The organism is Gardnerella vaginalis (assembly GCF_001546455.1).
Lineage (GTDB): Bacteria > Actinomycetota > Actinomycetes > Actinomycetales > Bifidobacteriaceae > Bifidobacterium > Bifidobacterium vaginale_B.
The window spans coordinates 1-11636 of the sequence record NZ_KQ956806.1 but is presented as its reverse complement, the minus strand read 5'-3'; the positions used below and the strand labels follow the sequence as shown (position 1 = coordinate 11636).

Here is an 11636-nt window from a genome sequence, read left to right as displayed (position 1 = left end):
TTGCGATATTTTTCTATCGTTAAAAGGTGCACACACTATCCATAGTGTGCACTCAAAAAGTGTAAATATACTACCAGTACTTTTCTATCCCAAATCGCGCATTAATTGTTTGGGTCGTTAACAATGTTTTCTATATTTCTGCCTGAGTAGAATATGCGAATAACTGTTACAGTCATTTGGTTTTCGTCTACTTTGTAGAAAACAGTGTAGTTGTCGACTGGAACTCTGCGTATTCCCACAGAATGCCAGGGTCCCCACTCTACAAGCGGATATCGCATAGGCATAGTGTTAAGAGAACGTATAGCATGCTTAATGCGGTTGACTTGTTTTTCCGCCGTTTTTGGAACTTGTAAATTAAAGCGAATGTATTCGTATAGCCCAGTGAGATCAAGGAACGCTTGCGGAGAATAAATGACGCTATAGGTTGTGCTCATACGCCGTATTCCTTAGCAAAGAATTGGTCTACTTCATCTGCACTATATTGTTTGCCAGATTTTAGAGAGTCTAAGCCTTTTTGTAATTCTGCATCCAGTTCGGCTCTTGTTAAGCTACCTAAAGCAGTAGGCGTATTAACTGGCAAGCGGAGTTCAAATGGCATACCTTTTTGTAAAACGATTTGGCTGTAAAGCATTTGGATTGCTGAAGATGGTGTTATTCCAAGCTGGTTCAATATGCTTTCAGCGTTTTCTTTAAGATTTGTATCGATTCTTGCATATACAGCGTTTGTGTTTGTCATTGTGTTTGCGTCCTTTCTGCTCTCATTTTACAAAATAGTTGCAAGCATATGCAAGCATATGCAAGCAAAAGTTTAACTACTATTCAGATTATGACTTCACATCGTTGTATCTTCGTATTCAAAATCAAGCTATTAAGCCAATCTTAAACCTTTTGCGATATCTCGCTTCTATCGTTAAAAGGTGCACTCATTTATTTGATTTATTATGCTGTTACAGTTGGTAACTATAGTGTTTCACCTTGTTTCTTTTTCCGTTGTAAATTATTTGTTAGTTTGTAATTAGGCGGTATATAAATCAAATGTTTCAATACTAATTTGGTTTCCGTCAAGTAATTTCATGATGTGTAATAAGTGATTTGAAAGGAGTTGTGTTATGAGTAGTGTTATATCTTTGGGGGAAAAAATTAAAAAGGCTCGTCTGGAAGCTGGGTTGACGCAGGAGGAGCTTTCGGAATTATTGATGGTATCTCGTGCTGCTGTAGCAAAATGGGAAACGAATCGGGGTTTGCCAGATATAGAGAATCTGAAATTTATTGCATCTGCTCTAAGCGTGAGTGTTGATTATCTTTTGGATGAGAACAATAGCGTTGATTTTTCTATTACTAAGAAGCCTATTAATCTCAATAAATATGGTTTCGACGGTAGGTTGAGCGGTTTTAAGAAGTCGAAAGTTAAAGAGCAGATTGTCCTAGATGAATATCCTGACTCAGAAATCAATATGCTAACTGTTGTTAAGACTTATAGCAGTTCATCTGAGAAAATGGTGGATAATTTTGTTGGATGGTTTTCTACTCTCCTTGGAGGATTGCCATTGTTTGGCATATATGATTTCAGTAAAGCTGTTTCCACTCTTGGGGCTGATCAGTATTATTTGGTGGATAAAAAAGATAAGCAGTATTTCGTGCTTATAACTGATGAGTATATTATTGGCAGAATTATGGGAGTGGCGTTTAATAGTAAAAAGTTCCGTATTGGAGATAAAGAATTTATGAAAGTTGGTTTGCTTCGTAATAAGTAGTAAATGGGTGGGTGGGTCTGGCTTTAATATTTTTTCTCATAATATTTGTTGATAAAAAACATGATTAATGGAGAAAAGGCGACTGAAATAGCTAAAAGAGCAGCTGGTAAATATGCTTTTGTTATAAATGCAATTATGGCAATTATTCCCATTAGGTGCATCAGTATGAATGCCATTGTTGCATTTACTTTATCTTTGATTTTCTCGTTTCTTTCATCGTTCACATTTATTTTGTAGTTGTGGTCTTTTTCGATCATCTTATAGTGCATGATTTTTACGTGTGAAAGTGAGATAATCGCAACAAAGACAACCGACAATGCAATTTCTGCGGATTCGTTCAGTTTAAGAGCCAGTGCAAGAATCAATCCGCAAATACCTATTACATAACCTATGTACCAAAAATTCTGGGTTTTTTTGTTTTTCATTTTTTATCTTCCTCGTAGATAAATATTTCTTCGATTGTTAAATTAAAGTACTTAGCAATTTTGTATGCCAATATGATTGACGGGTTGTATCTTCCATTTTCCAGAGAACCGACTGTTTGTCTTGATACTTCGAGTGCATCAGCAAGTTCTTCTTGGGTTATGCCTTTTTCTTTTCTAATTTGTTCAAGTCTATTTTTCACATTACATTCTCCTTTCTAATGGAAAGTTAGCTTTACATATAGGATAATCTTTTCGAGAGTAAATGTCAAGGTAGCTTTCCGTTGGATTTAATATCGATAATATTGTTTGTAAAGTTTCATAGTATTTAAGAGAGTAGGAAACTAGAAGTATAATTTTCTTTCAGATACTATTTCAGATAGTATTGTTCTTATGAGTAACAGTAGTGAGCTTTCTGTAAGTAACAGTGAAAATGAATTAGTAGATTTTACTGAAAAACTTCTTGTTGATGTTAAAGATTTTACTAATAACAACAATAAAGTATTAAGTGTTCCCGTATCTGAATTATTGAATTTCGGATCTGGTTTATCGTCATTAATTCCTGCATGTAATACAGTTACTCAAACAATAACCATTCCTACGGATGATTTTTATAAGATTGCTAATAAAGCTGCAGGTGATACTCTAAAATACGCAAAAAATGGGAATCTATGGGGATCTTTAAGAAAAGCTGATGGTGGCTCTAGAATGATGCAGATTTCAAAGATGGAGTCTTTGCAAGGTTCTATGAAAACAGTATCTGCGTTTAATCCTGCTCTTTTAATGATGGCTGTGGCTATTTATTCTATTGAAAAAGATATGAAAAAGATTAAAGAGACGCAGGAAAAGATACTTACCTTTATGGAAGTTGAGAATGAGTCACAGATTGAGGCAGATGTTGAGTCATTGATGGGGATTGCTTCTACTTATAAGTGCAGTTGGGATAATGAAATTTCTGTTACGAATAATCATAAGCTTGTTATCGATATTAAGAATCGTGCTAGAAAGAACATTATTGCTTATCAGAAAAAGATTACTGATATTCTTCTGTTAAAGAAGTTTATTGTGTATAAAAGTAACGTAAATTCGACGTTGTCTGATTTAGGGAAAAAGTTTAAGTATTACAGATTGTCGTTGTATATTTTCTCTCTATCATCTTTGATGGAAATAATGTTAAGTGGTAATTTTTCGGAAGAGTACATTAGTAATGCAGAAAATGAGATAAAGAAATTGTCTGATGACTACTGTGAGAAATTTGAAAAAAGCTCTTTATATTTAGAAAAACTTGGTAATTCGGAAGTGGAAGTCAACGTTGTGAAAGCTATGGGTACTGCTGGTACTGCTGTTGGTAAGCTAATTGGTGGTATTCCTTTAGTTAAAGATGGTTCTGTTGATGAGTTTTTACAAGATAAAGGAAATGGATTACATGAAAATGCTAATGCAATGGTAGCAAAAGCAGTGAAGGAGTTTTCTGTTTTGCGTGATCCGGAAACAAAAGTGTTTGTGGAAAAAATGGAGAATATAACTCAAATTTACAATCGTACTTCGCAAATATGTGTTGATAAAGAAAAAATATATTTGTTGTAAGTTATATATTGTTTCGTGTTGTGAGAAAACGTTGTGTTGATGAGAGTAGAAAAGAAGCCCAAATACTCGCGGTTATTTACGTGAGAAGAGAACAGACTAAGCGACTGGAATAATTAGAACAATTGTAAATCGTAAGCGCAATATAGGAAACAGAATGTAGGAACAGAAAAATGTCAGATTCAGCGATGAAAGAGAAGGAAAAGCAGGAACATACTCCAAGAGAGGAGAAAAATCCACTATATTGTGAATCACATGAGCAAATATGTGAGAACCTTAACAGTGCAAATAAGGAATTGCCCAAGTATAAGGTTTTACAGCCGAGTGCGGAAATCTTTTCCATCTTAATGATTATTGGAACTGTTTTTATGGCGTCCAATAAGCTACAGCTTTTTGGATGGATCACTTATTGTTTTGCAATTCTGCTTCTTGTTGTAGCGTCTCTTATTTGGGTTATTTGTGTTATTTGGCAGCGCAATCTACACAGTCGTTTTCGTAGTGCAAATGTAGATTGTAACAAATCTTTTCTTAGCTATGGCAAGCAACGGTGGAAGGGTAGAATCTCGCTGATTCTTTGTTGCTTTTTTGTGTTAAGTGGTATTCTAACTGCATTCTTTGAAATAACTGCAGTACGTCTTCCAAATCAGTGGCTTTTACAGACTTGGGCGTATGTTATATGCGCGGCAATGCCAGTTGTTTGGATGATTACGATTGCTCTTGTATGTGTCTTCTATAATCTCTATCTTATTTCGCGTATACGGAAAATAGGTATAAGAATTGTACTTCGTTATCTATCTGTTCTACTTTGCGTATTGATTATCTTAGGTCTTGGATTTTTTGACGTTTTGTTTATTGTTGGCAGATATTCTGTGAAACAAAATGATAATGGTACATACACAGAGCACGTGGATGATATGTATGCTCCTTTTGAGTATTATCTTTATAAGTCTGAAGGCCCATTTTTCCTTAAGTATCTTCGACCAATGAAAGATTCAAGTGATACTGATCCAAAAATAAGTGAATCTGAGTGGTATAGCAGAATAGATCGCAATAACAGGAAAGATACAAGATTAAAAGATACAAGATTAAAGGTTGAAGAGCCAGAGAAAAATTCCGATTTGCATGATGCCGCTGAGCGTGATTTAGAATCAAAGAAGGAAAGAAATGCAGCGCTTAAGATATTTGATAAGTATTTTGCGGCGAAAGGATTTACGTTCAAGGAGAGTTATACCGCCAAGGGAGATATGTATTTTGTTCTGAGTGAAAGCCGTTCGGACATTACTTATCTGCAGTATAACAGGGACTCTCAGGATGGAAAATGTGGTCTTTATATTCTGTTTAAGGCTTCAAAATCTTCAGATGGAAGCTGGTCGCCGAGTGATGCTCATATGCAGAACACCTATACTTATGAATATAGCACTGGGCTAATTGCAAAGAACAGTAGGGTTGATTGGTAGTAGGGCATATTGGTAGTAGGGTTGATTGGTAGTAGGTCAGATTGGTTGTATGTCAGAATCGTTGGATGCCAAAATCGAAGAGTATCTGAAGATTGCCAGATAGTGATTGCCAGATAGTAGAATCCATAGTTGTGTGCTCTAGTTGCTTGTGTTGATATGTACCCAGAAAACTGGACACATGTTTTGACACGGGGTTAACAAATGGCTGCCATTCTGTACCTTACGGGATGCATCCATTTTGTTTTCTTCTGGATCCTGCAATTGTTTTAGTAATCTATATATTCACTTTCCAATTTGAATTTAAAACTATAGCGCAAAAATACCCTCCTTACTGGTCTTGTTCAGTAAAGAGGGTGCATATCAATTTAGACAAGGGTGTGTGTTTGTTTTACTGATTGCTTATCTTATTAAACAAAGCATGCAAACAAACAGTGTTGTGTTAGACGGTTTTTTTAGGTTCACATCTGCATTTGTTATTTCTCTGCATTGTTATTTAGTATCTTTTGTTATCTCATTTCTTTTTTGCCAAATTGTGTTATTGCAATCAAGAATACAAACACAGATATTGCAATTGCACATGGCAAAAATGGTATAAGATTAAATCCGTTTCCTAATCCTGTTGATGTAACTGCATGTAGAGAGCGGGAAATCATATATCCGCTGTAACAATAAGGATAAACTACCCAAAGTGGAGTATTTGCTATTAATACGCCAGGAATTACAAGAAGTATATTTAATCCAACGGATAACATTGACTTTTCAAAAAGCACAGTAATCGCCCACATGACTATTACGCTTGGAATCATAGTCAAAAACAGATCTAAACACCATTTTAGTAGATACATAATTGGGAGCGTTTCTGTAACTCCTGTGCTACTGGTTGTAAACAATCCTGCTATAACGAATACAGCAAAAAATACGACCATTTCCATAAGCAAATAAAATAGCAGTACGCAAAATTTTGCAGCAGAAATCGCGTATCTGCTAACAGGCAGTGCCAGCATTTTTAGTATTCCGTTATTGCTTGTTTCTCGTCCTGCAATCATCACGCAAACAACAATCATACTAAGCGGAAGCAGATAATATGAGTAGACTAATGCGCTTTGAATAAACATAGCAGCCCATGCGTGTGTATATTCTGGAGTGAAGTAGCTATGAAGGCTTGCTACACCAGATCCAACCACAAGTAATGGCGCAATAAAAATCAAAGGAATAATTTTACTACGCTTTACTTTCTTAAATTCGATTCTAAGAAGTTCAAAAAATCTCATTTTCATAATCTCCTTATTCATAGTTATATAGTGCAAGTTTTTACTTATAGTGTGTGTTTTTATTCATAGTGCAGGTTCTTAGCCGCCCACAATCCAGAACATAAAAACAGAAGTGTTTCAACTATGGATACGATTACGACCGTAGTATTAGGTTGCGCGCTCATGGCAACTGCTGGTTTTAGCATAACTATAAAAGGTGATGCCATAAAAAGCACAATGTCTGAAGAAGCCAATGCCATGCCGCTTAAAAATCCTGCTACACCAATTCCAAGCGTTACCCACATGTTTTCAAATCGTGATGATACAAAAATCATAAAGGACAATACAGGCATTGACGTAATAAATGAATATGCAGCAAAAGATATAAGAGTATTTACATTAAACGTACCTTGTGGCAAATCTGTTACACCGATTTTTGCAAGTGCTAAATTTTGTATGCAAATAGCGATTAGTAATAGAACAGTCAGCAGTATAAATTTGCATAGGTACATAGCAGGAACACTCATAGGCAGCATATGCATCTTTTTTACTGCATTTCCCTTAAATTCCATGTTGTAGATAATGCATGCTGCGACTATTATGCCGAACATGTTTAACACCATAATCATGCCGTAAAGCTGTGTAAGAAGAATATCCATAGGAGCTAAAGGCAGGTTTAATAATGTATTTTTTCGTACAATAAAATTCACAAAAGCGTACGCTGCTCCCATAACGCCAATAGCAATCATAAGAGCTATAAAGCCAGTTCTCTTGCATTTTTTTAGTTCGATTACAAGCGTTTTCATAGTCTTGCACTCTGCTTCCTGATCTTATTGTCTTCATCAATCATGGATAGGAACATATCTTCCAAATTGTCGGAAGCAAAACCAGATTGTAATGCATGCTGTCGTAGTTCATCTAAACTACCTTCAAATAACAAGTGTCCGTGATTAAGTATTCCAATATCATCTGCAATAAGCTCAATTTCGGATAGCATATGAGAAGAAATAAGAATCGTGCAATCGTAAAGATCTGGCAGCGACTTAATCAGATTGCGGATTTCGTGTATGCCAGATGGATCGAGTCCATTTGTTGGCTCATCTAAAATCAAAATAGGTGGTCTACCAAGCAATGCTCCAGCAAGACCAAGCCTTTGCTTCATGCCAAGCGAATATTTTTTTGCAAGACGGTCTGCAAACTCAGAAAGACCCACTAATTCTAATGCATCATCAACTGCACTCTTAGGTAGTTCTAAAATGCGACGTATAATGTCAAGATTTTCTCTACCTGTTAGATTTGCATAGAAAGATGGTGATTCAATAAATGAGCCTATTTCTTTCAAAATAGGTATGCGATCGGCAGGAAACTGCTTTCCGTCGATTGTAAATACACCTTTTGTTGGAGCCGTAAGCCCTAGGAGCATTTTCATTGTTGTAGATTTTCCAGCTCCATTTGGCCCAAGAAAGCCGTAAATGCTACCTTTGCGAATATGAAGTGAAACATCATTAACAGCAATAAATGATTTGTATTTTTTTGTTAAATGTTCTGTTGTAACAATATTGTTCATGGCAATATCTCCTTTCAGGATTTATGATATTGCGTCAACCTTTCTACAACATTCTCTTCACCTTACATCTACCTTACATTTTTATGCGAGGTCAAAAAATGAATATTCACATGGCATAATATATGTTAGGGGGTTCTCCATGAATCGGAATGATTATTTATTGAACAAGCATCTGCTACTTGTTGATGATGAGCAGGAACTTCTAGATATGGTTGTATCCATATTAAACGAATACGGTTTTTATAATATAACGACTGCAAAAAGTATAAAAGATGCAGTAGAGGCAACACAAAAATTACGTCCAGAATTAGCAATCCTTGATGTTATGCTCCCCGACGGTAATGGGTTTGAGTTAATGAAGCAGATAAAACAATATAGTGATTGTCCTATCTTATTCCTTACTGCTTGCGGTGAAGATGAAGATAAGTTTAAGGGATTTGACTTAGGAGCAGACGATTATATTATAAAGCCGTTTCTTCCAAAAGAGCTAACGTTTCGCATTATGGCAATTTTAAGACGAAGCTACAAGAGCGAAAATCCCATTGTTAAACTGAAAAATAGTCAGATTGATTTTTCTTCTGCCCAAGTAATAAAAAATAACGAACATATTCCACTCACAGCCAAAGAATATGATTTACTTTCTGCACTTTATAGGAATGCTGGATGCATTGTAACAATTGACGCGTTATGTGAAGCTGCATGGGGAGCTAATCCTTTTGGATATGAAAATTCTTTAATGGCACATATACGTCGTATCAGAGAAAAAATAGAACTCAATCCATCGCAGCCTGTTTCTTTAATAACAGTTAAAGGCTTAGGATATAAGCTGATTGTGGAGTAAAGCAGAATGAAAAGCATACCAAAACTAATACAACGCTTTATAAGTATTTTTCTACTAAGCTCTGTGCTTATAGTATTAATGAATATTATTGCGTTTATTGTACTTATAGGAAATTACGCTCCCGATAAAGAGATATCTCCTTATAGCATAGCAAAAGAGACGGGAGAAGCATTACAATTATCCGCAAGTGGGGATTATGCATTATCCAAAAATATGTCTTCCAAATTGACAAATTCTGGCGCATGGGCAATTCTGATTGATAATAATACGTTGAAAGTCGTGTGGAAAACAGAAAATGTTCCTGCGAGTATTCCAAACGACTATACTTTGTCTGATATAGCTAATTTGAGCGTTGGTTACATTGATGGTTATCCAACTTACACTGGCAAAAATAAGGATGGAGTTGTAGTAGTTGGATTTCCGCACAACAGCTTTTGGAAACATACGCGACCAAGTTGGAACTACAGTTTAATCTCAAATTTTCCGCAGATTGTTTTAAGCGTATTCTTCATCAACATTTTGCTTATTCTTGGAATTTATTTAATAGCTAATATAAAACTACTAAAATCAATTAATCCGATTACAAAAGGGATACAACGTTTATCTAGTGGAGAAAGCGTGCATATTCCAGAAACAGGAGCACTTTCAGAAATTTCATCTAACATAAATTCTGCTTCCGATATTTTGCAAATACAAAAAGAACAATTGAGAAAAAAGGAGACTGCAAGAGCGAATTGGATAGCTGGAGTTTCACATGATATTCGTACGCCGTTATCTATGGTTATGGGGTATGCAGGACAGTTAGAAAATTCTCTCCATATTTCGCAAGAAGATCGTAAAAAAGCGACGATGATTATTAAGCAAAGTGCAAGAATGAAGAATTTGATTAATGACCTTAATTTGGCTTCAAAACTTGAATATAATATGCAACCAATTATGAAAAAAGAAGAAAATATTGTTGCTGTTGTTAGGCAAGTTGTTGTGGATTTTATGAATATGGGTATGCAAGATGAGTTTTCGATTAAATGGGAAACAGATGCTAAATTGACTGTTTGCAATATTAGCGTAGACAAAGATTTATTAAAACGAGCAATATCTAATCTTATTCAGAACAGCATATCTCATAATGAAAATGGGTGCACGATTTATGTATCCGTTGCTGCAAATAATAACAATTGTATTATTTGCGTTGAGGATAATGGTATAGGTGCTTCAGATGAAAAAATCGAAAAGCTTAATCATGCACCGCACTATATGATTTGCGATACAAGTACTGCAGAACAGCGGCATGGTTTGGGTCTGCTAATTGTTCAGCAGATTATTAACTCTCATAACGGAACGGTTGATATAAGTAAAAGCAAACATGGTGGGCTTAAGGTCTCTCTAACAATACCGCTTAATTGAATATGGGCAGTAGATGGATGACATCTTTCCACTTAATTGTGGAGACTATAGTATTGATGTCAAAGGCTGATTAGGTGGGTGCAATTTTGCCTTTGTGTAGCAAGGCTTAGTGAGGGCTATCGTTAAAAGGTTTAGCGTGTGGCGGCTTTAGGCTGGCTCGGCGTGGTTTTTGAGCGCAGTTTGGCTGTATGGGGGAAGATATCAACGCTCTGGGGTTGAGTGTACAAGATGTTAACGTTAAAAGGTGCACACACTTTGCACCCACCCTGCACCCAGCTGTTTATGTGGGGAAGTGTGGTTTAAGAACAATTTTTATATTGCAGTTCTGTCAAAAATTGTTTTTATATTTTATTATCGCTTATTTGAATATATTCAAAGATGGTTCTTCTTAAATAAGATATGTTTTGAATCACAATACAAAAGTTTGTATGTGTAAGTGAGCAGGGATATAGAAAAAGGAGCTGGGTTTGTGGCTCAGCTCCTTTTTTCTAATTATTTTCAATTATTGGTTCACTTTTGTTTAATTTTGTAGGTGAACTTTTTACTCGCGATTCTTCTTGCGAGAGAAGAATGCTGCTGCAGCTCCCAGCACACCAATCATTGCGCTGATCAATCCTGCTCGTTCCACTTCAGCACCAGTCTTTACTAATTGGGACGAATGCTTTGCAGGAGCCTCGTTGCCGGACTTAGTAGATTCGTTGGTGCTATCTTGAGCGCCGGAATCTGTAGAGCTGCTACCACCAGTAGTAGATCCGCTAGCTGAACCGCCATTGTTAGACGTGGAGTTGCCCGAATCAGAACCAGAACCTGTTCCAGAGCCTGTTCCAGAACCAGAATTTCCGTCGTTGTTTCCGGCGTTACCAGTGGCGTTGTCGCTCTCGGTACCGTTCTTAGAGTTTTTAGCGGTTACGCTACTACCGTCTTTAACTTCCTTTGCTGGAATAGTGACTTTACCGTTAGTTTCATCAACGCTTACGCCCTCTGGAGTGTTTCCATCAATCTTCCACTTGTTGTCGGTGCCTTTCTTGACAGTGAGTTTGGTTGGGTTGGTGTTGTCACCTTCTGGCGTATAGGTGATTTCCAGAGTATCAGTACCGTCTGCTGGAGTGATCGTGGCTGAGCCTTGATCGTCTCCGTTTGCTGGGGTGTTGACGGTTGGAGCATCTGGCTTAGTTTCAGGAGTGGTTGGGTTAGTTCCTGTTGTACCAGTGGCTTTGTCGGAAGTGTTGTCACCCTTCTTATCTATAGCGGTTACATCAGTATTGTCTTTGATTTTGTTTGCTGGAATAGTGACTTTACCGTTAGTTTCATCAACGCTTACGCCCTCTGGAGTGTTTCCATCAATCTTCCACTTGTT

Annotated in this window: 13 protein-coding genes; 5 read left to right on the top strand and 8 right to left on the bottom strand. The window is 36.5% G+C overall.

Annotated elements, in window-relative coordinates; translation table 11 throughout:
• Window positions 1–101: 101 nt before the first annotated feature.
• A complete protein-coding gene (locus HMPREF3216_RS00855) occupies window positions 102–434 on the bottom strand; it encodes a type II toxin-antitoxin system RelE/ParE family toxin (RefSeq protein WP_060786515.1) in 333 nt (110 codons plus the stop codon).
• Window positions 431–736, bottom strand: a complete 306-nt coding sequence (locus HMPREF3216_RS00850; protein WP_060786514.1) for a type II toxin-antitoxin system RelB/DinJ family antitoxin — start codon at window positions 734–736, stop codon at window positions 431–433. The genes HMPREF3216_RS00855 and HMPREF3216_RS00850 overlap by 4 nt, the downstream gene beginning before the upstream one ends.
• Window positions 737–1109: 373 nt before the next feature.
• Between HMPREF3216_RS00850 and HMPREF3216_RS00845 the strand changes: the two genes are divergently transcribed.
• On the top strand, window positions 1110–1754 hold the full coding sequence (locus HMPREF3216_RS00845; protein WP_081090885.1) for a helix-turn-helix transcriptional regulator: 645 nt from the start codon (window positions 1110–1112) through the stop codon (window positions 1752–1754).
• A gap of 23 nt (window positions 1755–1777) precedes the next feature.
• On the opposite strand, the gene HMPREF3216_RS00840 is transcribed toward HMPREF3216_RS00845, so the two are convergent.
• Entirely contained in the window at window positions 1778–2179 is a 402-nt protein-coding gene (locus HMPREF3216_RS00840; protein WP_060786513.1) for a hypothetical protein, read from the bottom strand.
• Window positions 2176–2379 (bottom strand): helix-turn-helix transcriptional regulator, encoded by a 204-nt coding sequence (locus HMPREF3216_RS00835; RefSeq protein WP_004113289.1) that lies wholly within the window; start codon window positions 2377–2379, stop codon window positions 2176–2178. Before HMPREF3216_RS00835 ends, HMPREF3216_RS00840 begins: the two co-directional genes overlap by 4 nt.
• A 190-nt stretch (window positions 2380–2569) precedes the next feature.
• Here HMPREF3216_RS00835 and HMPREF3216_RS00830 point away from each other — a divergent pair, with 190 nt between their 5' ends.
• On the top strand, window positions 2570–3763 hold the full coding sequence (locus HMPREF3216_RS00830) for a hypothetical protein (protein WP_060786512.1): 1194 nt from the start codon (window positions 2570–2572) through the stop codon (window positions 3761–3763).
• Between the two features lie 170 nt (window positions 3764–3933).
• Window positions 3934–5217, top strand: coding sequence for an MATE family efflux transporter (locus HMPREF3216_RS00825; RefSeq protein ID WP_060786511.1), 1284 nt, complete (start codon window positions 3934–3936; stop codon window positions 5215–5217).
• Between the two features lie 506 nt (window positions 5218–5723).
• Here HMPREF3216_RS00825 and HMPREF3216_RS00820 read toward each other — a convergent pair.
• From HMPREF3216_RS00820 to HMPREF3216_RS00810, 3 genes are read right to left on the bottom strand one after another with little or no spacing between them, the layout of a single operon-like run.
• On the bottom strand, window positions 5724–6488 hold the full coding sequence (locus tag HMPREF3216_RS00820) for an ABC transporter permease (RefSeq protein WP_060786510.1): 765 nt from the start codon (window positions 6486–6488) through the stop codon (window positions 5724–5726).
• 59 nt (window positions 6489–6547) lie between these two features.
• The gene (locus tag HMPREF3216_RS00815) at window positions 6548–7273 is read right to left on the bottom strand and encodes an ABC transporter permease (protein WP_016784736.1); all 726 of its coding nucleotides are present in this window, start codon (window positions 7271–7273) and stop codon (window positions 6548–6550) included.
• Window positions 7270–8034 carry an ABC transporter ATP-binding protein gene (locus HMPREF3216_RS00810; protein WP_004129738.1) on the bottom strand — a complete coding sequence of 255 codons (765 nt, stop codon included), beginning with the start codon at window positions 8032–8034 and terminating at the stop codon, window positions 7270–7272. The genes HMPREF3216_RS00815 and HMPREF3216_RS00810 overlap by 4 nt, the downstream gene beginning before the upstream one ends.
• A 139-nt stretch (window positions 8035–8173) precedes the next feature.
• Here HMPREF3216_RS00810 and HMPREF3216_RS00805 point away from each other — a divergent pair, with 139 nt between their 5' ends.
• Together HMPREF3216_RS00805 and HMPREF3216_RS00800 are read left to right on the top strand one after the other, a co-directional pair.
• Complete coding sequence (locus HMPREF3216_RS00805; RefSeq protein WP_060786509.1) at window positions 8174–8875, top strand: response regulator transcription factor; 702 nt, start codon at window positions 8174–8176, stop codon at window positions 8873–8875.
• A 6-nt stretch (window positions 8876–8881) separates the two neighbouring features.
• Entirely contained in the window at window positions 8882–10279 is a 1398-nt protein-coding gene (locus tag HMPREF3216_RS00800; RefSeq protein ID WP_060786508.1) for a sensor histidine kinase, read from the top strand.
• Window positions 10280–10820: 541 nt separating this feature from the next.
• On the opposite strand, the gene HMPREF3216_RS06515 is transcribed toward HMPREF3216_RS00800, so the two are convergent.
• Window positions 10821–11636: hypothetical protein (locus HMPREF3216_RS06515; protein ID WP_196485410.1), on the bottom strand; the 816-nt coding region annotated here is incomplete at its 5' end.

Excerpts from the sequence above, each read along its gene's own strand:
- HMPREF3216_RS00845 (WP_081090885.1), top strand. The coding sequence starts at position 1,110 with ATGAGTAGTGTTATATCTTTGGGGGAAAAAATTAAAAAGGCTCGTCTG.
- HMPREF3216_RS00830 (WP_060786512.1), top strand. The coding sequence starts at position 2,570 with ATGAGTAACAGTAGTGAGCTTTCTGTAAGTAACAGTGAAAATGAATTA.
- HMPREF3216_RS00815 (WP_016784736.1), bottom strand. The coding sequence starts at position 7,273 with ATGAAAACGCTTGTAATCGAACTAAAAAAATGCAAGAGAACTGGCTTT.
- HMPREF3216_RS00840 (WP_060786513.1), bottom strand. The coding sequence starts at position 2,179 with ATGAAAAACAAAAAAACCCAGAATTTTTGGTACATAGGTTATGTAATA.
- HMPREF3216_RS00825 (WP_060786511.1), top strand. The coding sequence starts at position 3,934 with ATGTCAGATTCAGCGATGAAAGAGAAGGAAAAGCAGGAACATACTCCA.
- HMPREF3216_RS00820 (WP_060786510.1), bottom strand. The coding sequence starts at position 6,488 with ATGAGATTTTTTGAACTTCTTAGAATCGAATTTAAGAAAGTAAAGCGT.
- HMPREF3216_RS00810 (WP_004129738.1), bottom strand. The coding sequence starts at position 8,034 with ATGAACAATATTGTTACAACAGAACATTTAACAAAAAAATACAAATCA.
- HMPREF3216_RS00800 (WP_060786508.1), top strand. The coding sequence starts at position 8,882 with ATGAAAAGCATACCAAAACTAATACAACGCTTTATAAGTATTTTTCTA.
- HMPREF3216_RS00805 (WP_060786509.1), top strand. The coding sequence starts at position 8,174 with ATGAATCGGAATGATTATTTATTGAACAAGCATCTGCTACTTGTTGAT.
- HMPREF3216_RS00855 (WP_060786515.1), bottom strand. The coding sequence starts at position 434 with ATGAGCACAACCTATAGCGTCATTTATTCTCCGCAAGCGTTCCTTGAT.
- HMPREF3216_RS00850 (WP_060786514.1), bottom strand. The coding sequence starts at position 736 with ATGACAAACACAAACGCTGTATATGCAAGAATCGATACAAATCTTAAA.